The 22,936-nt window shown below is 68.3% G+C and carries 19 protein-coding genes; 11 read left to right on the forward strand and 8 right to left on the reverse strand.

The genetic code is table 11. The features are described from left to right. Positions 1-2: 2 nt before the first annotated feature. The 5 genes from QRN63_RS23705 to QRN63_RS23725 all read left to right on the forward strand — a co-directional run bounded on the left by QRN63_RS23705 (position 3) and on the right by QRN63_RS23725 (position 5,762). Positions 3-857 (forward strand): GNAT family N-acetyltransferase, encoded by an 855-nt coding sequence (locus QRN63_RS23705; protein ID WP_267317006.1) that lies wholly within the window; start codon positions 3-5, stop codon positions 855-857. A 102-nt stretch (positions 858-959) separates the two neighbouring features. Continuing rightward, positions 960-2,774 (forward strand): penicillin-binding transpeptidase domain-containing protein, encoded by a 1,815-nt coding sequence (locus QRN63_RS23710; protein WP_285033434.1) that lies wholly within the window; start codon positions 960-962, stop codon positions 2,772-2,774. A 31-nt stretch (positions 2,775-2,805) separates the two neighbouring features. Continuing rightward, positions 2,806-3,390: a DUF1707 SHOCT-like domain-containing protein gene (locus QRN63_RS23715; protein WP_267317008.1), complete on the forward strand. Its 585-nt coding sequence runs from the start codon at positions 2,806-2,808 to the stop codon at positions 3,388-3,390. 22 nt (positions 3,391-3,412) lie between these two features. After that, on the forward strand, positions 3,413-4,270 hold the full coding sequence (gene map / locus QRN63_RS23720; RefSeq protein ID WP_133426004.1) for a type I methionyl aminopeptidase: 858 nt from the start codon (positions 3,413-3,415) through the stop codon (positions 4,268-4,270). Between the two features lies 1 nt (position 4,271). Further along, positions 4,272-5,762, forward strand: a complete 1,491-nt coding sequence (locus QRN63_RS23725) for a cobyric acid synthase (protein WP_285033435.1) — start codon at positions 4,272-4,274, stop codon at positions 5,760-5,762. On the opposite strand, the gene QRN63_RS23730 is transcribed toward QRN63_RS23725, so the two are convergent. The 4 genes from QRN63_RS23730 to QRN63_RS23745 all read right to left on the reverse strand — a co-directional run bounded on the left by QRN63_RS23730 (position 5,763) and on the right by QRN63_RS23745 (position 10,407). Continuing rightward, positions 5,763-7,343, reverse strand: a complete 1,581-nt coding sequence (locus tag QRN63_RS23730) for an amino acid permease (protein ID WP_267317010.1) — start codon at positions 7,341-7,343, stop codon at positions 5,763-5,765. It abuts the gene before it with no gap. Positions 7,344-7,446: 103 nt separating this feature from the next. Then, positions 7,447-8,376, reverse strand: coding sequence for a TAXI family TRAP transporter solute-binding subunit (locus QRN63_RS23735; protein ID WP_267317011.1), 930 nt, complete (start codon positions 8,374-8,376; stop codon positions 7,447-7,449). Beyond that, positions 8,373-9,746, reverse strand: coding sequence for a sensor histidine kinase (locus QRN63_RS23740; RefSeq protein ID WP_267317012.1), 1,374 nt, complete (start codon positions 9,744-9,746; stop codon positions 8,373-8,375). The genes QRN63_RS23735 and QRN63_RS23740 overlap by 4 nt, the downstream gene beginning before the upstream one ends. A gap of 1 nt (position 9,747) precedes the next feature. Next, complete coding sequence (locus tag QRN63_RS23745) at positions 9,748-10,407, reverse strand: response regulator transcription factor (RefSeq protein WP_285033436.1); 660 nt, start codon at positions 10,405-10,407, stop codon at positions 9,748-9,750. A gap of 152 nt (positions 10,408-10,559) precedes the next feature. On the opposite strand from QRN63_RS23745, the gene QRN63_RS23750 reads away from it, so the two are divergent. The 3 genes from QRN63_RS23750 (at position 10,560) to QRN63_RS23760 (ending at position 14,794) form a co-directional block, all read left to right on the forward strand. Continuing rightward, positions 10,560-10,910, forward strand: a complete 351-nt coding sequence (locus QRN63_RS23750) for a hypothetical protein (protein ID WP_285033437.1) — start codon at positions 10,560-10,562, stop codon at positions 10,908-10,910. Between the two features lie 43 nt (positions 10,911-10,953). Continuing rightward, entirely contained in the window at positions 10,954-11,490 is a 537-nt protein-coding gene (locus tag QRN63_RS23755) for an alpha/beta hydrolase (RefSeq protein WP_267317015.1), read from the forward strand. A 67-nt stretch (positions 11,491-11,557) separates the two neighbouring features. Further along, on the forward strand, positions 11,558-14,794 hold the full coding sequence (locus tag QRN63_RS23760) for a DEAD/DEAH box helicase (RefSeq protein WP_285033438.1): 3,237 nt from the start codon (positions 11,558-11,560) through the stop codon (positions 14,792-14,794). A 68-nt stretch (positions 14,795-14,862) separates the two neighbouring features. On the opposite strand, the gene nicT is transcribed toward QRN63_RS23760, so the two are convergent. The 4 genes from nicT to QRN63_RS23780 form a co-directional block, all read right to left on the reverse strand. Further along, positions 14,863-16,026: a Nickel transporter NicT gene (gene nicT, locus QRN63_RS23765; protein WP_285033439.1), complete on the reverse strand. Its 1,164-nt coding sequence runs from the start codon at positions 16,024-16,026 to the stop codon at positions 14,863-14,865. Between the two features lie 117 nt (positions 16,027-16,143). Further along, positions 16,144-16,482, reverse strand: a complete 339-nt coding sequence (locus QRN63_RS23770; RefSeq protein ID WP_267317018.1) for an ArsR/SmtB family transcription factor — start codon at positions 16,480-16,482, stop codon at positions 16,144-16,146. A gap of 40 nt (positions 16,483-16,522) precedes the next feature. After that, positions 16,523-17,899 carry a mycothione reductase gene (gene mtr / locus QRN63_RS23775; protein ID WP_285033440.1) on the reverse strand — a complete coding sequence of 459 codons (1,377 nt, stop codon included), beginning with the start codon at positions 17,897-17,899 and terminating at the stop codon, positions 16,523-16,525. Positions 17,900-17,902: 3 nt separating this feature from the next. Beyond that, positions 17,903-18,937: an alpha/beta hydrolase gene (locus QRN63_RS23780; RefSeq protein WP_285033441.1), complete on the reverse strand. Its 1,035-nt coding sequence runs from the start codon at positions 18,935-18,937 to the stop codon at positions 17,903-17,905. Positions 18,938-19,078: 141 nt separating this feature from the next. Between QRN63_RS23780 and mqo the strand changes: the two genes are divergently transcribed. The 3 genes from mqo to QRN63_RS23795 are packed head-to-tail and all read left to right on the forward strand — an operon-like array spanning position 19,079 to position 22,934. After that, the gene (gene mqo / locus QRN63_RS23785; RefSeq protein WP_285033442.1) at positions 19,079-20,575 is read left to right on the forward strand and encodes a malate dehydrogenase (quinone); all 1,497 of its coding nucleotides are present in this window, start codon (positions 19,079-19,081) and stop codon (positions 20,573-20,575) included. Between the two features lie 14 nt (positions 20,576-20,589). Continuing rightward, positions 20,590-21,057, forward strand: coding sequence for a GNAT family N-acetyltransferase (locus QRN63_RS23790; protein WP_267317022.1), 468 nt, complete (start codon positions 20,590-20,592; stop codon positions 21,055-21,057). Beyond that, positions 21,057-22,934 carry a magnesium chelatase subunit D family protein gene (locus QRN63_RS23795; protein WP_285033443.1) on the forward strand — a complete coding sequence of 626 codons (1,878 nt, stop codon included), beginning with the start codon at positions 21,057-21,059 and terminating at the stop codon, positions 22,932-22,934. The genes QRN63_RS23790 and QRN63_RS23795 overlap by 1 nt, the downstream gene beginning before the upstream one ends. Positions 22,935-22,936 lie beyond the last annotated feature (2 nt).

The following is a 22,936-nucleotide window of genomic DNA, read 5'->3' on the forward strand; positions in this document are numbered from 1 at the left end:
GAATGTCGGCACCTCCACTGTTCCGGATCGCAGATGCGCGCCGGATCTCAGTGGTGCGCGAAGTCGCCCAGGTGCAGCAGGTCTTCGACGAGGATCCGGTCGGCACCTGCATGGTTGCCGCCCGGGTGGGCGACCACGGCCTCGATCCCGTGGCCATCGGCGGCGAGCTGTGGACCCGGAGCCAGCCGACCGAGTCGCTGTGCTTTGCCGGGGTGAACCTGATCCCGATGCGGGGCACCGCGGCCGACATGATGGTGTTCGCCGACAAGGTGATGAGTGCGCCGCGGCGGTGTTCGTCGCTGGTGGGTCGCGCCGAATTGGTGCTGCCGATGTGGCAGCAACTGGCCCAGGTGTGGGGTCCGGCCCGTGAGGTCCGGGACTGTCAGCCGCTGCTGACGCTGTCCGACGCTCCGCAGTGCCCGGTCGATCCCGCGGTGCGTCCGGTCCGGATGGACGAGTTGGACGCGTATGTCGTTGCGGCGGTGGACATGTTCATCGGCGAGGTCGGGGTCGACCCGCGCATGGGCGACGGCGGCCGCGGCTATCGCCGCCGGTTGGCGGGGCTGATCGCCGCGGGGCGGGCCTGGGCGCGGTTCGAGGACGGCCAGGTCGTGTTCAAGGCCGAGATCGGCGCCCAGACGTCGAGGGTCGGTCAGATCCAGGGCGTGTGGGTGCACCCGGACTGGCGGGGACGCGGCCTCGGTGCGGCGGGCACCGCGACGTTGGCGTCGGCGGTGCTGCGCAGCGGCCGGACCGCAAGTCTCTATGTCAACGATTTCAACGGCCCCGCGCGGGCGATCTACCGGCGCATCGGGTTCAGTCAGCTGGGCACCTACGCCACGGTCCTGTTGGACTGACCACTCGCGATCCGGGTCCACCCGGATCTCACAAAACTGTCACGGTTCTGTCTCGGTGTGCCTCCGCGCCATGCGGTAGTCACACTTCTAACATCAGCCACAATGGCAACGCACACATCATCCGTTTCACGCTCGGCCGCGTTGTTGTCGGTCGTGGCGGTCGCAGGAGCGATGACGGCCTGCACCCCGAAGCCCAACGGCCCCGAGCCCACCGCGCAGGCGTTCTTCGCCGCGCTCGGCCGCGGCGACACCGGTGCCGCCGCCGACCTGGCCGACAAACCCAACGACGCGCGCACCGCGATCAACCAGGCCTGGTCGGGCCTGCAGGCGACCAAGCTCGACGCGCAGGTGCTCGGCTCCAAGTACACCCAGGACACCGGCAAGATCACCTACCGGTACACCTGGCACCTGCCCAAGGACCGCACCTGGGCCTACACCGGGCAGCTCAACATGATCCGGCAGGACGGCCGGTGGCAAGTCCGTTGGGGCAGCACGGATTTGCATCCCAACCTGGGGGAGCACCAGAGCTTCCAGTTGCGCGCCGACCAACCGATCCGCGCCTCGGTCAACGAACTGGGTGGCACGAATGTTCTGGTACCGGGGTACCACTACAACTACGCGCTGAACGCACGGTCCGCGGCGGGCGACCTGATGCGGACCTCCCGCGTGGTCGCCGATGTCCTGCGGCAGTTCGACAACACCTTGGACGCCCAGCGACTCGCAGAGCAGGCCAGCTCTTCCACCGGACCGCTGAACCTGATCACGCTGCGCCGCGAGGACAACGACAAAGTGTCGGGGGCCCTCGCTCACCTGCCGGGCGTGGTGATCACGCCGCAGCCGGAAATGGTGCCCACCGATCCCCGGTTCGCGCCGGCCATCGTCACCGAGGTCAAGAAGCAGGTGGCCGATCAGCTGGTCGGCCAGCCCGGCTGGCGCGTCGTCAGCGTCAACCAGAACGGCGCCGACATCGATATCCTCAACGAGGTGCCGGGCAAGCCGGCGCCGTCGATCACCATCAGCCTGGACCGCAACGTGCAGAACTCCGCCCAGGATGCGGTGAACATGGTGGGCCGCAAGGCGATGATCGTCGCGATCAAGCCGTCGACCGGCGAAATCCTGGCGGTGGCCCAGAACGCGGCAGCCGACGCCGACGGGCCGACCGCCACCATGGGCCTGTACCCGCCGGGGTCGACGTTCAAGATAGTCACGGCCGGCGCCGCCATCGAAACCGACATGGCCGGGCCCAACACGCTGCTCGGCTGCCCCGGCACCATCGACATCGGGCAGCGCACCATCCCGAACTACGACCGCTTCGACCTCGGTGTCGTCCCCATGTCCAGGGCCTTCGCGAACTCGTGCAACACGACCTTCGCCGAGCTGGCCAGCCGGATGCCGCCGCGGGCACTGACCAATGCCGCCGCCCAGTACGGCATCGGCGCCGACTACCAGGTCGCCGGCATCGACACCGTCACCGGGCACGTGCCGCCGACCGTCAATCTCACCGAACGCACCGAGGACGGCTTCGGCCAGGGCAAGGTGCTGGTCAGTCCGTTCGGCATGGCACTGGCGGCGGCGACCGTCGCCGCCGGGAGAACCCCGCTGCCGCAGCTGATCGAAGGCCGCCCCACCACGGTGTCCGGCAACACCGCGCCGATCACGCCGAAGATGCTCGACGGCCTGCGGCCCATGATGCAGCTGGTGGTGACCAACGGCACGGCCAAGGATCTGCGCAGCAGCGGCGACGTCCGCGGCAAGACCGGTGAGGCCGAATTCCAGGGCGGATCGCATGCCTGGTTCGCCGGTTACCGCGGCGACATGGCCTTCGCGGCACTGGTCGTCGGGGGCGGCAGCTCGGAAACCGCGGTCCGGATGTGCCGGGACATGCTCAAGGGATTGCCGCCCGACTACCTGGCCTGACCGGAGTCCCCGACGTGGGTAGCCTGTTTGGGTGACCAACAGCGACGAGATCGCGGTCCTGCGCGTCTCCGACGCCGACCGCAACGGCACGCTCCGGCGGCTGCACAACGCGGTGGCCCTGGGGCTCATCGACATGGACGAGTTCTCCGAGCGGTCCGCGCTGGTCGCCCTGGCCCGGCAGCAGGCCGAGCTGGCGGTACTGGTCGGCGACCTGCCTGCGCCCAACGCGATCGTGACGGGCTCGGCCGACCGCGTCGAGCTGCGCGGTGTCATGGGCTCGCTCAAGCGCCAGGGGGAGTGGGTCGTGCCGACCCGGCTCGCGCTGGTCCGCCGCGTCGGCTCGATCGACCTGGACCTGACCCGGGCCCGGTTCGGCGGACCCATCGTCGTCATCGAACTCGACCTCAAGTTCAGCTCTCTGGACCTTCGGCTGCCCGAGGGCGCCAGCGCCTCCATCGACGACGTCGAGGTGGCCGTCGGAAGCGCTACCGACCACCGCAAGGACGCACCCGCCGACGGCACGCCGCACGTCATCCTGACCGGGCGGGTGGTCTTCGGCTCGGTCGACATCCGCGGACCGCGACGGGGCTTGTTCGGGCGCGGCGACCGCGGTTAGCCGCACTCGCTAAGCTGGGACGATGTCTGTTCGTACCGCGCTTCGCCCCGGCGAGGTATCTCCGACCCTGCCAGTGCCCAAGTCGATCCCGCGTCCGGAGTACGCGTGGAAGCCGACGGTGCGCGAAGGCAGCGAGCCCTGGGTGCAGACCCCCGAGGTGATCGAGAAGATGCGGGTCGCCGGTCGCATCGCGGCGCAGGCGCTCGCCGAGGCCGGCAAGGCCGTCGCACCCGGCGTCACCACCGACCACCTGGACCGGGTGGCGCACGAGTACATGCTCGACCACGGCGCCTACCCGTCGACGCTGGGCTACAAGGGTTTTCCCAAGTCCTGCTGCACCTCGCTGAACGAGATCATCTGCCACGGCATCCCGGACTCGACGGTGATCGAGGATGGTGACATCGTCAACATCGACGTCACCGCCTACAAGGACGGCGTCCACGGCGACACCAACGCCACCTTCCTGGCCGGCGACGTCTCGGAGGAACACCGGCTGCTGGTCGAGCGCACCCACGAAGCCACCATGCGGGCCATCAAGGCCGTCAAGCCGGGGCGTCAGCTGTCGGTGGTCGGCCGGGTCATCGAGTCGTACGCAAACCGGTTCGGCTACAACGTGGTTCGCGACTTCACCGGACACGGCATCGGGGAGACCTTCCACAACGGGCTGATCGTGCTGCACTACGACAAGCCCGAGGTCGAGACCGTGCTGGAGCCCGGCATGACCTTCACCATCGAGCCGATGATCAACCTCGGGTCGCTCGACTACGAGATCTGGGACGACGACTGGACCGTCGCGACCGTGGACAAGAAATGGACGGCGCAGTTCGAGCACACCCTCGTGGTGACCGACGACGGCGCCGAAATCCTGACCCTGCCGTGACGTGACCGGCGGGGCTCTGCTGGTCGCCGGCACCACGTCGGACGCCGGTAAGTCGATGGTGGTGGCCGGGCTGTGTCGGCTGCTGTCCCGCAAGGGCGTGCGGGTGGCGCCGTTCAAGGCGCAGAACATGTCCAACAACTCGGCCGTCACGGTCGAAGGTGGTGAGATCGGCCGGGCCCAGGCCATGCAGGCGCGCGCAGCCGGGCTGTCGCCGAGCGTGCGGTTCAACCCGGTCCTGCTCAAGCCCGGTGGCGACCGGACATCGCAGCTCGTGGTGCGCGGCGTTGTGTCGGGCACGGTCGCGGCGGGGGACTACTTCACCCGCCGGACGCAGCTGGCGGGCGTCGTGGCGGATGAATTGGCCGCACTGCGAAGCGAATTCGATGTGGTGATCTGTGAAGGCGCGGGCTCGCCGGCCGAGATCAACCTCCGGGCCACCGACGTGGCCAACATGGGCCTGGCCCGTGCCGCGGACCTGCCCGTGGTCGTCGTCGGCGACATCGACCGCGGCGGGCTACTGGCGCACCTGTATGGCACGGTCGCGGTGCTGGAGCCCGCGGACCAGAAACTGATCGCGGGATTCCTGGTCAACAAGTTCCGGGGCGATCCGGCGCTGCTGGAACCCGGTCTGCGGCAACTGGAGTCGCTCACCGGCCGGCCGACCTACGGGGTGATCCCGTACTGCGACGATTTGTGGCTCGACGCCGAGGACTCGTTGTCGGTCACGCCGCGCGGTCAGCTGGGCCGCCCGACGGCGCCGCGGGGTTCTGAGACGCTGACCGTCGCCGCGGTCCGGCTGCCCCGGATCTCGAACTCGACCGACGTCGAGGCCCTCGCGTGCGAGCCGGGTGTGCACGTCCGCTGGGTCGACACCGCGACCGAGCTGGCCGGTGCCGATGTGGTGGTGCTGCCCGGCAGTAAGGCGACGGTCTCCGATCTGAATTGGCTAAACGACCGGGGACTGGCGGAAGCCGTTGTGGCACATGCCCGGTCGGGTCGCGCCGTGCTGGGCGTCTGCGGCGGGTTCCAGATGCTGTGCACGACTATCCACGACACCGTCGAATCGGGCGCGGGCCGGGTGCCCGGCCTGGGGCTGCTCGACGCCGACATCGAGTTCGACGCCGACAAGACCCTCAAACACTGGGATATGCCGTTGTACGGCTACGAGATTCACCACGGCCGGGTCGCGCGGTGCGCGGAGCCGGACTGGCTGGGCGTCGGCATCCGGCGGGGTCCGGTGTACGGCACCCACTGGCACGGGTTGCTGGACAACGACGCCGTACGTCGCGCCTGGCTCGCAGAGGTGGCGACCAGTGCCGGTAGGAGCGGGTTCGTGGTGTCCGACGACGTGAACGTCGCCGGCCTGCGCGACGCGCAACTCGACGTGATGGCCGATCTGCTTGCCGCACATGTGGATATCGACGCAATGCTGGACCTCGTCGAATCCGGTGCGCCGGCCCGGCCGGTCATCACCGGCAGCTTGCTCCCGTGATCAGCCGGGTTCGCCCACGGGCTCCAAAGGGTCGAGCGGCTCCTCGACCTGCTTGATGGGGCCGGTGAACCAGTTCTTCACCGACACATGCCAGTAGATGTAGAGCAGTAACAGGACGCCACCGACCAGCAACGGCGTGTAGTTCACGAACTTCCACTCGAAACTCGGGTCCCACGGCACCCCGCCGAGGGATGTCGGGAACATCGCGATGATCGAGGTGATCGTGATCTCGGCCAGCGCCACGGGTGCCATCCACCGGTGGTGGCCGCGCAGATTCCAACTGCCCGTTTCGAATTCATCGCCGGCCCGCCAGCGGTAGTAGATCGGTACCGCGAAGCACAGGTACACCCCGACGACCCCGATGGAGACCACGGCGTAGAACGCCACGGGAGTCGGGGTGCCGTTGATATCGACCTTCACCAGCGCCGGCAGGGTGAGGGCGGCGGCGACGACCGCGGTGATCGTCACGCTGTGCGTCGGCACGCGGTGCTTGTTGACCTCCGACCACCACCGATGGCCCGGCACGGCGCGGTCCCGGCTGAACGCGAACAGCATCCGGGATGCGCTGGTCTGGCAGGCGACGGCACAGAAGAACTGGCCGGCCGTCGAGATGAACAGCACCGCCGTCGCCCAGTTCGAACTCATCGCCTGGTTGAAGATGGCCGCCACGGCGCCGCCGCCCTTGGACACCCCGTCGGAATCCTGGACCGCAAACAGGAAGGCCAGCAACAGAACCCAGCCGCCGACGGCCGAGTAGAAGATCGACCGCCAGATACCCTTGGCGGCCGCGCCCGCCGCGCTCTTGGTCTCCTCCGACAGGTGGGCCGAGGCGTCGTAGCCGGTGATGGTGTACTGCGTGAGGATCACCGAGATCGGCAGCACCACGAACAGCCAGCCGGCGCCCGAGGTGGCGCCACCGAACATGCCGCTGTTGTTGATCGTCTTGGCGAAGACGTCCGAGAAACTGGCGTGGTGGCTCGGTACGAAGATCAGGATGCCGATGACGGCGGCCGCGCCGAAGACGTGCCACCACACCGAGACGTTGTTGATGATCGCCAGCAGGTGGCTGGAGAAGATGTTGATCAGGGCCGAGATGCCCAGAATGGCCACGAAGATGATGAACGTCCGGGTGAGGCTGTAACCCGCCAGCCAGTCGGCGCTGAGGGTACCCAAGGTGAGGTCGATGAACGTCGCGCAGCCGTAGGCCACCGACGCGAGGATGGCCACCAGGCCGATGAGATTGAGCCAGCCGGCATAGAAGCCGGCCTTTGCGCCACCGAGTTTCGCTGCCCACCAATAGATTCCGCCAGACGTCGGGAAGGCCGACACCAGTTCGGACATACAGAGGCCGATGACGAGGATGAAGGTCGCGACGATCGGCCAGCCCCAGGCGATGGCGGCCGGTCCGCCGTTGTTCCAGCCCAGCCCGAACGAGGTGAAGCACCCCGACAGGATGGAGATGATCGAGAACGAGATGGCGAAATTGCTGAAGCCGGACCAGGAACGCTGCAGTTCCTGGCTGTATCCGAGCTTGGCCAGTAGCAGCTCGTCCTCGGTAAGTGCTTCGTGTCCTTCTGGCACTGCGGCCTCCTTAGGCGCCCCGGATGCTGAAGAACAATAGGGCGCGTCCGGGTTTCGCGCTGGCCAACCGATGCCTTCGTTTCGGCGATGTTTCGGTCCGCTCTCAGCCGTGTAGCACCCGGTATTCCTCGATGGCGCCGGGGTGCAACGGGGTCCGGCCGGTCTGGATCATGGACGGCGGTTGCAGGTACTGCAGCCCACGGACTTCGGGTGGCATGAGTTGCGTCGCGTCGTTCGCCAGTACATCGACGGCGGCTGCCACCAACGGGTTCGGCAGGCCGGGCCGGCACAACAGCAGATCGGGGGAGCCGATGGTGTACACGCTCGACGGCACGTATGCGCCGACCGGTGCGCGCAGCAGCAGATACGGGTAGGACGCCAGTTCGGTCATCGGTGCGATCCACGGCGTCAGATCCAGAATGCGCAGCGGCAGCGTCTTGTCGAGCTCGGCGATGGCGGGCGTCGGAATACCGCCGGACCAGACCAGCGCGTCGATGGTGCGGTTGCCCAGCGCGGCCACCGCATCGTTGAGGCGCATCTCGACCCGCCGGACCCGATCGGTCAGATTCGCCGCGCGAAAGAGCACCGTGGTGACGGCCGCGACGCCGGAGCCCGTCGGCCCGGTTGAAACCGTCAGTCCGGCAAGGTCATTCACCTGGCGGATGGCCGAGTGGTCGGGGACGACCAACTGCACATAGTTTTCGTAGACCCGCGCGACCGCCTGCGGTGCGTCGGTGGCCGGCGCGGCGTGCAACCGCTGCTCGACCACGTCCGCCTGCGCGAGCGCCATGTCGGCCTGGCCGGACCGCAACAGATCGAGATTGTCGACGCTGCCGGCGGTGGGCAGCACGGTGACCGTGATACCCGGATACCGAACCCGGAGGCGCTCGGCGAAGATTTCGCAGACCGCCAGGTACAGACCGCCGCGATCACCCGCGGCCAGCCGGATTGCGCCGGTTGTGTTGTTCGGCAGGCAGGCCGCGAGGACCGTCGCGCCCGAGGAGGCGAGGAATGCGCGCCGGGTGAGGTTCATGATGTGCTCGCCGGCAGGTGATAGCGGACCGCGAGACCGCCGTCGGGGGACCGGTCGACCGACGCCAATCCGCCGTGTGCGGCGGCGATTTCGGTGGCGATGGCCAGGCCGAGGCCGGTGCCCTGGCTGTCGTCGTGCCCGCGCCAGAACCGGGTGGCCGCCTGCGGGACGGCGTCGGCGGGCAGGCCGGGGCCGTTGTCACTGACGGTGAGTTCGATGCCGGTGTCGGTGGGCGCCGTCGACACCGTGACGGTGGTTCCCGTCCCGGAGTAGCGCAACGCGTTGTCCAGCGCGATGTCCAAGAGTTGCTCCACATCGTGGCGCGGCATCTGCACCGCGAGGTGCCGGTGGACGGTTCGGAAGCGCAGTTGCTGCGCGTTGGGTTCGGCGGTGGTCTGCCAGAAGTCCAGTCGCTGCTCCACGACGCTGTCCAGATCTGTCGAATCGTGAACTGCCGCAGCCAGACCGGACCGGTGGCTGTGGCTGGCCTCCTCGGCGCGTGCCAGCCGGAGCAACTGGGCCAGCAGGTTCTCCAAGCGGTCCAGTTCCGCCGACATCGAGTCGTAGGTCGGGCGCCCCGATTCGGCGACGTGGTCTTCGAGGGTGTCGGCCCGCAGCCGCACCGCGGCCAGCGGGTTGCGCAACTGGTGCGAGGCATCGGCGATGAGCCGGCGTTGATGATCGAGCGAGGCGTGCACGGCCTGTGCCATGGCGTTGAACGCCGACGTGAAGCGCCGCAACTCGGGCGGCCCCGACACGTGAGCCGGCTGGCCGGCGATGCCGCCGGCCATGTCTTCGACGGCGCGCTCGAGCCCGACCAGCGGCCGCAGCACCCACCGGGTCACGCTCTGCGCGGTGACGGCGGCAACCCCGAGCAACACGATGCATCCCGCCGCGATCCACAACCAGTCCACGGTGATGTCGTGTGCGGCGGTGGCCGGGTCGATGCCCAGCACCACCGCCCCGACCAGTTCGCCGTTGCGCCGGATTCCCTTGGCCGCCAGGATCGGTCGCCGGCTCCACGGCATGATCCGGGTCCGGGGCGCGGCGGGAGCGTCGGACAACGCCCGCTCCGCGGCGGTCGTCACGCCCGGATCGGTGACGGACAACCCCGCGGCGGCCAGCGTCCGGCCGTCCGCGTCGACGATCACCGCGCCTTCGCCGTACACCCGGTGGTAACGCTCGACCAATTCGGTGTCGAGTGCGCCCGCGCCGGCGGCGATGTCGGCCAGCGTCGTCAGTTGGCGCTCGCGTTCGGTGTGCAGGATTTGGGTGCGGTGGTCGGCCAGGCTCAGGGCCAGCGGGATCGCCAGCGCCGCCGTCGCGATGAGCAGCAGCGTCATCAGGAGCGCACGAACCCGCAGACCCACCTCAGTGGTCCAACCGGTAGCCGAAGCCGCGCACGGTGTGCAGGGGTATGCCCGCCAGCTTGGACCGAATCTGGCCGACGAAGAAATCCAGGGACCGCGAGCGGCCCACCACCGCGGTGCCCCAGCAGTCGAGCATCACCTCTTCGCGGCTGACCGCCTCGCCCTGACGGGCGGCCAGCGTGGCCAGAATCTGGTACTCGGTCTTGGTCAGAGACTGCGTCCGTCCGGCCACGGTGACCTCGTGCCGGTCGCGATCGATGGTCACCGGTCCGGCCACCACGGGTGGGCGCGCGGCGGGGCCGGTGCCGCGCTGCACGCGGCGCATGACGGCCTCGATCCGGGCCAGCAGCACCGCCTTTCGGACGGGCTTGACCAGGTAGTCGTCGGCCCCGGCGCGCAGTCCGAGCACCACGGCGCCGTCGCTGTCGCGCGCGGTCATGATGATGACCGGAGCGGTCGACGCCCGGCGCAGCGTGCGCAGCACGTCCAGCCCGTCCATATCGGGCAGGCCCAGGTCCAGTAACACCAGGTCACAGCCCTTGACGCGGTTGAGTGCGTCGTCGCCGCGGGTGGTGTGGGTGACGGTGAGCCCGGTCTGTTCGAGGAGCTCGACCAGCGCAGCGGCGACCCCCTGATCGTCCTCGACGAGCAGCACGCGCATGGGCCGATGGTAGGGCGCGTGGTGGCGGACCCGCTGATTTCGCGGTGAATCTGAGGATCGTGCAAGGAAAGGCCCGGCGGGGACCGCGGAGTCTTCCGGTGGACCCGGGGCGCGGAAACCATGTGCTCAGCAACAGGCACAAGGAGGTCACGATGTACCCGAACACCGATTTCTCCCGGGCGACGGTCTCCGTGGTGGCAGCCGCCGCAAACCAGGAATCCTCGTGGATCCCGATGATCGTGTGCATCGCGGTCGTGGGGATCATCGTCGGCATGGCCATCCTGATGGGCCGGCGCCGGCCCCGCCGCCGCGCGGGGACGGGCCGTGGCGCGGGGGCGGCCGGTGCCTACGGCTACGGGTACACCAGCTCCGGTGGTGGCTGGGATGCCGGCGGGTCCGGGTGCTCGGACGGTGGTGGCGCCGGTGGCTGCGGTGGTGGTGGGGGTTGCGGTGGCGGCGGTTGCGGGGGTGGTGGTGGTTGCGGCGGTGGTGGCGGGTGCTGAATATCGGTACCGGCGGTCCGGTGGTGTTCGCTACGGTGGCGTCATGCCAATCATCCCGACCGTCGACGGTTTCGGCGCCACCGTCGACGTGTCTGGCCCCGACGCCGCCACGACAGTCGTCATGCTCACGACCAAACCCGCGACGGGCGCCTTGTGCGAATTGCTGCACACCGCCTCGCTGCGCACCGTGGTGATCGAGGCCGACGACCGGCTGACCGTGAATTCGGTTGTCGGCATTCTGGATACGCTCGGGGTGAAGTGGGCGCTGTTGTTCACCGACGGCGGCGCGGGCGAGCTGGCCTGGCGGCTGGCGGCCACTCGACTGGACCGGTTCACCGCCCTGGTGGCCATCGACGGCAGCCATCCGCGGGCCGACGGGGACTCGGGCGACGCGTGCCCGCCGGTCGAGATCAACACCACCGTCGTCGTAACCAGTGCCGATGCCCGCGCGCGGGCGCAAGCCGGACAACGCTTCATCTACGGCGAATTCCGGATGTCGGAGCTGATGGGCCGCCGCAGTGCCGACGAGTTCACCGCCCAGGTGGCCAACGAGATCGTGCTGCGCAGCAGCACCTGGTGACCCGCCGCTCGGCGCGAGCGAAGCGACGGGGCAGGACCATGTCGGTCCCGGCCGTTATCGTGACGACATGGAAGGCACGGACTCGACGGCCGGGCTAGCGCTCGCGCCACACGAGTTGCTTCGTGGCTTCAACGCACAGACGCTGGCCCGCGGCGAGACCTACGCGAACCAGGGCCGCGTGGTCGCCGCCAGGTACGACCCGGTCGACGGGACGCTCACCGGCTCGTGCCTGGGTTCGAAATCCGAGTACTACGACGTCGAAGTGGCGTTGTCGGGTCCCCGCACCGGCCTGGAGATCGAGTACACGGTATGTACCTGCCCGGTGGGGCGCTACTGCAAGCATGCCGTCGCGCTGCTGTTGGCGGCGATCCCGAGTGCACCCGACCGGGCGGCCCCGCAACGCTGGCAGGTGGTGCTGGGATCGCTGCTCGACGAGATGACCGACGCCGACACCGTCACCGACGCCAAACCGCTGGCCCTGGAGTTCGGGATGCTGCCGGCGGGCCGGTACCACACGACGCCGATCGCGACGCTCCGTGCGCTGACGGTCGGCAAGCGCAGAAACTGGATCAAGAGCGGCATCAACTGGCGGCGCCTGTTCGACACGGCAGACCCGGGCGAGTTCGACCGGGACCAGTACAGCGCGCTGCGGGCGCTGGTGCTCGCCGTGCCCGGCTACTACCCGTACAGCAGCGACCAAATCGTGCTTTCCGCTGTGGGACAGAGCTTTTGGAACGATCTGGACCTGGCGGTCGAAGCCGGCGTCACCCTGCTTCCCGGGCCCGCAATCCGGGCCGTGGAGCTCGCCAAGGACGTGCAGTTGCGGCTGGACTTCACCGTGTCCGACACCGGCGGCGCGCAGATGTCGACGGTGCTCGTCGTCGATGGTGAACCGCGGGCCCCCGACGGCGTCGGGCTGGTGGGTACACCCACCCCGCACGGCTTCCACCAGTTGGTGGACGGCATCCTGCATCTCGGCGCCTTCGCGCCGGTGCCCGGTCCCACGCTGCTCAGGCTGATCGCCGGTCGCGAGAAGGTGCAGATTCCGCCCGAGGCGCTGTCCGAGTTCGCGGCGGACGTGCTGCCGCGGCTGCGCCGGACGGTGCCCGTCGACATGCCGGAGGGTCTGTTCGCCGAACCGGACATCGTGGGGCCGCTGCCGGTCCTGTGCATCACGGCCGACGAGGTCGACGGCCGCGTGCAGTGGCGCACCCGCTACCAGGTGAACGGGCAACGCCAGGAGTTCGACGCGGTGGGCGTCACGCGCACGAGCGGTATCCGGGACAACGCCGCGGAGGATGCGATGTGGCGGGCGATAGCGCCGGCGCTGGAACTGATTTCGGGACTGTCTGCGGCGGATGACCCGCTGGCCTCGCTGTTGCTGTCGCGCCGGCTGTCCCTGCCCCAGATCGCGGTGCTGTGCCACGAGGTGCTGCCGCAGCTCGCCGGGTACGAACAGCTGATCATCGAAATCGATGAGCGGGCCGCCGCATTCCGGCGCTCGGTCGCCGGTGCGCAACTCGGGTTCGGTACCGCGTCCGCCGACGAGCCGCCGGCGCAGGACTGGTTCGACCTGCACATCACCATCGATGTCGACGGCTACCCGGTGGCGCTGTCGGCTGTCATCGCCGAATTGGCAACGGGCGCCACCCACATGCTGCTGTCGAACGGCGTGTACTTCCGGCTCGACACCCCGGAACTGCTCAAGCTGCGGGCCCTGATCGAGGAGGCCCAGGCGCTGGGGGAGCTCGACGGCGACCGGGTGAACGCGTCATCGCTGAACGCGACATTGTGGGACGAGCTGCTGGGCCTCGGCGTCGTCGACCGGGAACTGGCGCAGTGGCGGGACAACATGGCGCGGCTGGCCGCGGCGCACCCGCCCGTTCCCGTGCCGACGCCCGGCGGGTTGCAGGCCGAGCTGCGCGACTATCAGCGTGACGGGCTCGACTGGCTGGCGTTCCTGTGGGACAACGGACTCGGCGGTGTGCTGGGCGACGACATGGGCCTCGGCAAGACGGTCCAGACCCTGGCCCTCATCAGCAGGGCCGTCGAGCAGGGCGCCGGCAAGTTTCTCGTCGTGGCGCCGACCAGCGTGGCCTCCAACTGGGCCGCGGAGTGCGCGAAGTTCGCGCCGGGGCTCACCACCGTCGTCGTGTCGAGCACCGAAGCCCGCGGCGCGGTGTCCATCGCCGAGCAGGTCGCCGCGGCCGACATCGTCGTCACGACCTACACGCTGCTGCGGATCGACAACGACAAGTATCGGGAAATTGCTTGGGCCGGAATGATTCTCGACGAGGCGCAATTCGTCAAGAATCATCACAGCAAGACGCATCAATGCGCGCGTCGCCTCGACGTGCCGTTCAAACTGGCCATCACCGGCACCCCGATGGAGAACAACCTGATGGAGCTGTGGTCGCTGCTGTCGATCACGGTGCCGGGTCTGTTCCCCAGCCCCAAGATTTTCGAACGCTACTTCCGCAAGCCCATCGAGTCCGATGGCGAGCCCGGACGGTTGGCCCTGCTGCGGCGGCGGATCAAGCCGGTGTTGTTGCGCCGCACCAAGAATCAGGTCGTCAAAGAGCTGCCGCCCAAGCAGGAGCAGGTGCTGGCCATCGAGCTGTCGGCCAAACACCGCAAGATCTACGACACCCGGCTGTCCCGCGAGCGGCAGAAGGTGCTCGGTCTGTTGGGCGAGTGGGAGAAGAACCGCTTCCAGATCTTCCGGTCGCTCACGCTGCTGCGGCAGCTCAGCCTGCACCCCGGGCTGGTCGATACCGAGACCATGGAGGCCGGGTCCACCAAGGTCGACTTCCTGATCGAACAACTGGACCAGCTGGTCGCCGAGGACCACAGCGCGCTGGTGTTCAGCCAGTTCACCGGTTTTCTGGCGATTCTGCGTGACCGCCTGGACGCGGCCGGGATCGAGTACAGCTACCTGGACGGGTCGGTGGACGCGCGCAGCCGGGCGCAGGCCATCGACGAATTCAGCGGCGGGCGGACCAAGGTGTTCCTGATCAGTCTGAAAGCCGGCGGCTTCGGACTCAACCTCACCGCGGCCGACTACTGCTTCCTGTGCGACCCGTGGTGGAGCCCGGCCGCCGAAGCGCAGGCTGTCGACCGTGCGCACCGCATCGGCCAGCAGCGACCGGTGAACGTCTATCGGCTGGTGTCCGAGAACACCATCGAGGAGAAGGTGATCGCCCTGCAGGAGCGCAAGCGCGCGCTGTTCGCCGCAGTGATCGACGACGGCGACATGTTCGGCACCGCAATCACCGCCTCCGACATTCGCGAACTCCTGGGCTGAACCCGTGACCTGTTCGCCGACAGGTTGGAGAGCCGAATTGCCTTACCCGCCATAGGGTTCTGTCACCGTTACGCGGAGTCCGCGAAGGCGGCCTCGTTGCCGAGTTTTGCCGACCAGCGTTCCTCGACGTTGCCGAAGCGCCACACGGCCAGCGCGGTGAGCCACGCGAGCACGAACAGGGCGACGATGCCGTAGCCGACGAAGTCGAGGTTGATGTTCGCAATCCAGGCCAGGGGCCCTGCGTCGATTCCCAGGCGCTCGGCGATGACGCCGACCAGTTCGATGGTGCCGATCACCAGCGCGACGGCCACGGAGATCGAGGTGATGGTCAGGTTGTAGAAGACCTTGCGTACGGGTTTGGCGAAAGCCCAGCCGTAGGCGTAGTTCATGAACACGCCATCGGTGGTGTCCATCAGGCACATTCCGGCCGCGAACAGGATCGGTAGTACCAGGACGGCGTAGAACGGCAGGTTGAACGCCGCAGCGCCGCCCGCGAGGACGAGCAGGCCGACTTCGGTGGCGGTGTCGAACCCGAGCCCGAAGAGCACGCCGATCGGGTAGATGTGCCAGGGCTTGGTCACGGATTTGGTCAACCCACCGAGGAAGCGGTTCATGAATCCGCGGGAGTCGAGGTGCTTTTCCAGGGCCGCCTCGTTGTACTGGCCGCGGCGGATGTCCCGGAAGACCTTGATGATGCCCACCAGGGCAACGAGATTCAGGATGCCCAGGATCCACAGAAAGATGCCCGAGACAGACGGACCGATCAGGGCGGTGACGGTGTGCAGCGTCGACTGTTCGTCTTCGACGGGCCCGACGAGAGCCTTGACTCCCAGTGCCAGCAGTAGGGACAGGGCGAACACGATGGTCGAGTGCCCGAGGGAAAACCAGAACCCCACCGAGAGCGGCTTGCGATCCACCCCCTTGTCGAGGTTGTCGGCGATCAACTTGCGGGTGGTGTTGTCCACAGCTGCGATGTGGTCAGCGTCGAAGGCATGCCGTAGCCCGAGGGTGTAGGCCAGGATTCCCACGCCCACCGTGAAGACCGGATGGTCGCCGCCCAGGTGATAGTTGTTGGGCGCGACGAACGCGAAGAGCACCACGAAGCCCACCGCGTGCAGCGCGACGATGAATCCGTACATCCCCCAAAGGGATTTCTTGTCGCCCGGTGACAGGCTGCGGCGGAACTGGGTCAGCCCGGATGGGGTTCGATCGGTCACGCCGCTGGTTGTCATATGACCGTCCCCCATCGTGGTGTGTCCGTGTGGGCACCCACGATCGGGGCTCAGGAGCACTTTCGGATCAGGCTATCCACGACCTGTTCACCTGTCCACGTGAACAGATATCTGAAATCAGCCGTGCTGGGCGCCGAGCCAGTGCAGCAGTTCGTGCACCGTGTCATCGGCCAGCCGGTAACTGACGGTGCGCCCCACCCGGGTCGCCGTCACCCAGTGCTGGCTGCGCAGAACGCGCAGTGCCTGGGAGACCGAGTTCTCAGATCGGCCGACCGCGGCGGCGAGATCGCCCACGCAGATTCCCGGAACGCGGTGCAGTGCGAGCAGGATGTCCAGACGATGCGGGTCCGAGAGGAGTTCGAACCGCATCGACCATGCCGCTGTGTCGACGTCGGCGCGCGCAGACTTCGCCGAATCGACTTTCGCCGAATCGGCCTTTGCGGCTGCGTCGCTCATCAGCACAATCTAGCCATTCCGCGCCGCGACTGGCGCGGCGTCAGATCAAGCCCAACAGCGCGTTTTCGATCACCTCGGACAGCGCCGGGTGAATCCAGTACTGGCCGCGGGCCACGTCCTGCGCCGTCTGTCCGAACGACATCGCCTGGATCAGAGGCTGAATCAGGGACGACGCCTGATAGCCCATCAGGTGCGCGCCCAGGATCCGGCCGGTGCCGCGCTCGCCGATGAGTTTGACGATGCCGGTCGTGTCTTCCATGGCCCAGCCGTACGCGGTGTCGCCGTAGTCCTGCACCTTGACCACGACGTCGAAGCCGGCTGCGCGCGCCTCGGCTTCGTTCATGCCGACCATCGCGACCTGCGGATCGGTGAACACCGCGGCGGGCACGAACCGGTGGTCGCTGGCCACCAGCTCGCCGTCCCAGTCGCGCAGCAGGTTCTCCTTCACCGTCCGCGCCTCGTGGTTGGCCACGTGCTTGAGCTGGTGGTGTGACGACACGTCGCCCAGCGCGAAAACCCCACGCGCCGTGGTGCGTTGGAACTCGTCGACGACGACGTAGCCGTCATCGTCGAGATCCACTCCGGCGAGCTGCACGTCGAGCAGGTCGCCGTTGGGCACCCGGCCCGTCGCGACCAACAGGGCATCGGCGCGCAGGGTCTCGCCGTCGTCGAATTCGAGCACCACGCCGTCGCCATCGCGCCGTGCACTGACGACGTTCTCCTGGGTGCGCAGATCCCATTTCTTGCCGACCACCGCGCTGAACCGCCGGCAGATCTCCTCGTCGCAGCGCCGGAGTAAGCGGTCGCCGCGCAGCACGATGGTCACCTTCGATCCCAGGGCCGAGAACACATGCGCGAACTCCACCGAGATGAAGCCGCCGCCGATGATGACGAGATGCCCGGGCAGCGCCGGGATGCGCATGATGTCGTCGCTGGTGAAGTACGGGACGCCGGAACCGGCGATGGTCGGGGGAATCCAGCTGCGCGAGCCCGCGGCGATCACCACCCGGTCGGAACTGAACTCGTCTCCCGCGGCAGTCCGCAAGGTGTACGTGCCGTCCGGCAACTTCGGCCCGAAGCGGGTGTGGCTGCCGTAGACCGTGACGTTCGGCAGGCCGCGGCGGTATTCCTCGCCGCCGGCCGCGATCGGGTCGATGCGGCCGAAGACGCGGTCCACGATGTCCGGCCAGCGGACGCCGTCGATGTGGGAGTCGACGCCGAAAGTGGCGCTGTGCCGGATGGTCTGGGCCACGTCAGCGGCGTAGACGAACATCTTGGTCGGGATGCAGCCGACGTTCAGGCACGTGCCGCCGAACGTGCCCTGCTCGCAGATCGCGACCTTCAGGCCGTCGTACCGCTCGTCGAGCACGCTGTTGCCCGAGCCGGTTCCGATGATGGTGAGGTCGTAGTGCTCCATTGCTCAGGCCTGTTCGTGTTGCGTTGTAGGGGAGACCGCTTGTGGGAGATACCAATCCAGCCAATGGTTCAGCTCGCCGAACGCGGCGGCACGTGGCGCCGGCAGGGACAGGAATACGTCGTGTTTGGCGTCGGTGACCGGGACGATCGTGCTGCGGTTGCCGACACATCCCGCCCACCGGGCGATCTGGCTGACGTCCAGCACCGCGTCGCCGCGTTCCATCCCGACCGAGGTGGTCGTCTCGGCGACGGTGTGGTCCGACCGCAGGATGAGGTTGGGCACCCCGACGTCGAGCCCGCGATGCAGCTGCAGTTGTCCGCGCCGGATGGCGTTGATCCAGCCGACGGTGACCGGGAACCCGCCCAACGGTTTCCAGTCCAGGTTGTAGTCGAACTCCCCGCCGTGGTCGCGGTGCAGGCTCGTGCCGTAGCCGCCTTCGGTGGGCTGCCGGACCACCGCCAGCTTGCGGAACCGGGCCAGGGCCCGCAAGGCGCCCGACACCGGCGACGAGCGCAGCACCGCCGGCCCGTGCAGATCGAAGAACGGGCTGTTGAGGATCAGGCCCGTCACCCGGTGGGTCCCGAGCGCGCCGTCGCGGCGCAGCTGATCGGCGAACAACGTCGCGATCAAGCCGCCGGCGGAATGTCCGTACAGGCAGACGCGGGCACCGGCGGTGTCGGCGGCGACGAGCTGCAGCGCCCGGCGGAGTTCGTCGTAGTACGACGCCAGATCGGTGGTGAAGTGCGGCGTCTGGCCGGGGCGCCGCGAGCGTCCGCACTTGTGCAGGTCTATCGCGTAGAACGCGATGCCGCGGGCGGCGAAGTGATCGGCCAGCTCCGTCTGGAAGAAGTAGTCGGTATAGCCGTGGACCACCAGTACGGCGTGTTCGGCCGGTCCCGGCTCACCGCGCCGCACGACGGTGGCGACCAAGTCGCCCTCTCCGTCGGGGTCGGGCCCCAGTGCGATGGTCTGCTGCCAGTACCCGGGCAGCACGTCCGGCTGCCACTCGGGTTGTCCCTGTGGCTCCTGCGGCGTCACGTGCTCAACCCTAACTGCGACCAACATCATGGTCGATGGGAGGAGATAGCGCGTAAGCGGCGAACACGGTCGCGATAACCTTGAGCACCGAGCATCCGCCAATACCGGCGGGTAACCCGAGTGCGAAGGACGAGCGATCACGTGTCGAATGCAAACGTAGCTGGGAGCGCACAGACCGACGTCGTCCTCGTGGGCGCGGGAATCATGAGCGCCACCCTCGGGGCACTGATCCGGTTGCTGGAGCCGGAGTGGTCCATCACCATGATCGAGCGCCTCGACGGTGCCGCCGCCGAGAGCAGCGATCCCTGGAACAACGCGGGCACCGGCCACTCGGCGCTGTGCGAGCTCAACTACACGCCGCAGAATTCCGACGGCACCATCGACATCAAGAAGGCCGTCCACGTCAACGAGCAGTTCCAGGTGACGCGCCAGTTCTGGGCCCACGCCGTGGAGAACGGGGTGCTGCCGGACGTCAAGAGCTTCCTGAACCCCATCCCGCACGTGAGCTTCGTGCACGGCGCCGACAGCATCGACTACCTGCGCAAGCGTCGCGAGTCGCTGGTCACCAACCCGCTGTTCTCGACCATGGAGTACATCGACGACAAGGACGAGTTCGCCCGGCGCCTGCCATTCATGGCCGCGCAGCGTGACTTCAGCGAGCCGGTCGCCCTGAACTGGACCACCGACGGCACCGACGTCGACTTCGGCTCGCTGTCCAAGCAGCTCATCGGCTTCACCGCACAGCGTGGCATGGAAACGCTGTTCGGCCATGAGGTGACCAACCTCAGCAAGCAGTCCGACGGCAGCTGGAAGCTCAACGTCGTGAACCGGCGCACCGGTGACCGGCAGAAGATCAACGCCAAGTTCGTGTTCCTGGGCGCCGGTGGTGGCGCGCTGCACCTGCTGCAGAAGGCCGGCATCCCGGAGGCCAAGGGCTTCGGCGGGTTCCCGGTCGGTGGTGCCTTCCTGCGCACCGACAACCAGGACCTGACGGTGGCGCACCAGGCCAAGGTGTACGGTCAGGCATCGGTCGGTGCCCCGCCGATGTCGGTGCCGCACTTGGACACTCGCATCATCAACGGTCAGTCCTGGCTGCTGTTCGGGCCGTTCGCCGGCTGGTCGCCCAAGTTCCTCAAGCAGGGTTCGATCACCGATCTGCCGCTGTCGGTCAAGCCCAACAACATCGCGTCGATGCTCGGCGTCGGCGTCACCGAACTGGGCCTGGTGAAGTACCTGCTCGAGCAGCTGGCCCTCAGCGAGGGCGAGCGCGTCGATTCGCTGCGCGAATTCGCGCCCAGCGCAGTCGATTCCGACTGGGAGCTGGATGTCGCGGGCCAGCGCGTGCAGGTCATCCGCCGCAAGGGCATCGGTGGCGTGCTGGAGTTCGGCACCACGGTCCTGACCGCCGAGGACGGCCGGATCGCCGGTCTGCTCGGTGCGTCGCCGGGTGCCTCGACCGCCGTGCCGGCCATGATCGAGGTGCTCGAGCGCTGCTTCGGCGACCGCTACCAGACCTGGCTGCCCAAGCTCAAGGAGATGGTGCCGTCGTTGGGCGTCAACCTGTCCGGCGAACCCAAGCTGTACCGCGAGGTGTGGGACTGGGGGACCAAGGTGCTCAAGCTCGACCAGCCGGCCTGATTTCGGGAGGCCGCATGACCGTCGCGCCGAGGCGCAGCTGGGCCAAGGATCTCGATGCCGCAACGCTCTACGAGCTGCTGAAGTTGCGGGTCGAGGTCTTCGTGGTGGAGCAGGCGTGCCCGTATCCCGAACTCGACGGCCGCGACCTGCTGGCCGAGACCCGGCATTTCTGGCTGGAAAGTCCTGACGGACAAGTCATCTCGACGCTGCGGCTGATGGAGGAACATCCCGGGGGCGAGAAGGTGTTCCGGATCGGCCGGGTGTGTACCAAGCGCAGCGACCGCGGTCACGGCCACACCACCCGGTTGATGCAGGCGGCCCTGGCCGAGGTGGGTACCTATCCGTGCCGGATCGATGCCCAGACCTATCTCGAGGAGATGTACGCCCGCCACGGATTCGTGCGCGACGGTGAGGAATTTCTGGAGGACGGCATTCCGCATGTGCCGATGATCAGACCAGGTCTGGGAGCGGGGCAGCAGTAGTGACCTATCCGTTCAGCGCGCTGGTGGGCCAGGACCGGCTCCGCCTCGCGCTCATCCTCTGCGCGGTTCGCCCCGACATCGGCGGCGTGCTGATCCGCGGCGAGAAGGGCACCGCGAAATCGACTGCGGTGCGCGGTCTTGCCGAGGTGCTGGCCGCCGTGGACGCCGAAGCCCGGCTGGTGGAGCTGCCCATCGGCGCCACCGAGGACCGCGTCGTCGGCTCGATCGATCTGCAGAAGGTGTTGCGGGACGGCGAACATGCCTTCTCGCCGGGCCTGCTGGCGCGCGCGCACGGCGGCGTCCTCTACGTCGACGAGGTGAACCTGCTGCACGACCACCTGGTCGACGTACTGCTGGATGCCGCCGCCATGGGCCGGGTGCACATCGAGCGCGACGGTGTCTCGCATTCGCACGAGGCCCGATTCATGTTGGTGGGCACCATGAATCCGGAGGAGGGCGAGCTCCGTCCGCAGCTGCTGGACCGGTTCGGGCTGACCGTCGACGTATACGCCTCCCGCGACGTCGACGTGCGTGTCGAGGTGATCCGGCGCCGCATGTCGTACGAGGCGGACCCGACGGGCTTCGCCGAGCAGTACGCCGTCGACGATGCCGAGCTGGCCGGCCGGATCGCCAAGGCCCGGGCCGCGGTGGCGTCGGTGTCGTTGCCGGACAGCGAATTGCGCCGGATCGCGGCGTTGTGCGCGGCCTTCGACGTCGACGGCATGCGCGCCGATCTGGTGGTCGCCCGCACGGCCGTCGCGCATGCCGCGTGGCGCGGCGCGACCGGGGCGAGCGAAGCGACGGGGAATGACCTAGTGGTGACCGAGGAAGACATCCGGATAGCCGCGGAACTCGCGCTCCCGCACCGGCGCCGTCGCGATCCCTTCGACGACCCCGGCCTGGACCCGCAGCAGCTCGACGACGCCATGGCGCAGGCCGACGCCGAATCGCAGTCCCGGCCAGAGCCGGATCCCGATCCCGATCCGCCGGGCGGCGGGGTCTCCGCGGACAGCCCGGAAGAGGCTGCGCCGCAAGGAAGTTCTGCCGGACCCGGTAGCGCGTCGCGGCCCAGCGCGCCGCCGTCGGCGACGTTCCGGACCCGGGCGCTGGTGGTGCCCGGCGTCGGGGAGGGTGCGCCCGGCAGGCGGTCGCGGGCACGCAACCGCACCGGCACCCCGATCTCGCTGACCGACGATGCCCGGGCCGGACACGGCGTACACGTCTTCGGCACGCTGCTGGCCGCGGCCGACCGGCGGCCACAGGCGGGTCGCCTGAAAGTGGCCCCGACCGACGTCCGCCACGCGATTCGCGAAGGGCGCGAAGGCAATCTGGTGATCTTCGTGGTCGACGCCTCGGGCTCCATGGCCGCGCGTGACCGCATGTCCGCGGTCAGCGGGGCAACGTTGTCACTGCTGCGCGACGCCTACCAGCGCCGCGACAAGATCGCCGTCGTCACCTTCCGGGGCGCCGACGCCACGCTGCTGTTGCCGCCGACCTCGTCGGTGCACATCGCGAGCCGGCGCCTGGCGCGTTTCGACACCGGTGGCAAAACCCCGCTGGCACAAGGGCTCCTGGCCGCACGCGACGTGGTGCTCCGGGAGAAGACCCGGGACCGGGCCCGCCGTCCGCTGGTGGTCGTGCTGACCGACGGCCGCGCGACGGGCGGTCCCGATCCGCTGGGCCGGGCCCGGACCGCCGCCGCAATGCTGGTCGCCGAAGGTGCTGCCGCCGTCGTCGTCGACTGCGAAACGTCTTACATTCGACTGGGATTGGCACAGCAGTTGGCCGGTCAACTCGGTGCCCCCGCCGTGCAACTGGCGCAGTTGCGCGCCGACAACCTGGCCCGTGTGGTCCGGGCCGGGCAAGCCGCGGCGTAAGA

The sequence above is a fragment of the Mycolicibacterium sp. lyk4-40-TYG-92 genome, assembly GCF_030209435.1.
Lineage (GTDB): Bacteria > Actinomycetota > Actinomycetes > Mycobacteriales > Mycobacteriaceae > Mycobacterium.

What these genes read in the sequence shown, in the direction of transcription:
- QRN63_RS23705 (WP_267317006.1), top strand. Translation starts at nt 3, where the DNA reads ATGTCGGCACCTCCACTGTTCCGGATCGCAGATGCGCGCCGGATCTCA.
- map (WP_133426004.1), top strand. Translation starts at nt 3,413, where the DNA reads ATGTCTGTTCGTACCGCGCTTCGCCCCGGCGAGGTATCTCCGACCCTG.
- QRN63_RS23770 (WP_267317018.1), bottom strand. Translation starts at nt 16,482, where the DNA reads ATGAGCGACGCAGCCGCAAAGGCCGATTCGGCGAAAGTCGATTCGGCG.
- mtr (WP_285033440.1), bottom strand. Translation starts at nt 17,899, where the DNA reads ATGGAGCACTACGACCTCACCATCATCGGAACCGGCTCGGGCAACAGC.
- QRN63_RS23760 (WP_285033438.1), top strand. Translation starts at nt 11,558, where the DNA reads ATGGAAGGCACGGACTCGACGGCCGGGCTAGCGCTCGCGCCACACGAG.
- QRN63_RS23735 (WP_267317011.1), bottom strand. Translation starts at nt 8,376, where the DNA reads ATGAACCTCACCCGGCGCGCATTCCTCGCCTCCTCGGGCGCGACGGTC.
- QRN63_RS23755 (WP_267317015.1), top strand. Translation starts at nt 10,954, where the DNA reads ATGCCAATCATCCCGACCGTCGACGGTTTCGGCGCCACCGTCGACGTG.
- QRN63_RS23710 (WP_285033434.1), top strand. Translation starts at nt 960, where the DNA reads ATGGCAACGCACACATCATCCGTTTCACGCTCGGCCGCGTTGTTGTCG.
- QRN63_RS23745 (WP_285033436.1), bottom strand. Translation starts at nt 10,407, where the DNA reads ATGCGCGTGCTGCTCGTCGAGGACGATCAGGGGGTCGCCGCTGCGCTG.
- nicT (WP_285033439.1), bottom strand. Translation starts at nt 16,026, where the DNA reads ATGACAACCAGCGGCGTGACCGATCGAACCCCATCCGGGCTGACCCAG.
- QRN63_RS23790 (WP_267317022.1), top strand. Translation starts at nt 20,590, where the DNA reads ATGACCGTCGCGCCGAGGCGCAGCTGGGCCAAGGATCTCGATGCCGCA.
- QRN63_RS23750 (WP_285033437.1), top strand. Translation starts at nt 10,560, where the DNA reads ATGTACCCGAACACCGATTTCTCCCGGGCGACGGTCTCCGTGGTGGCA.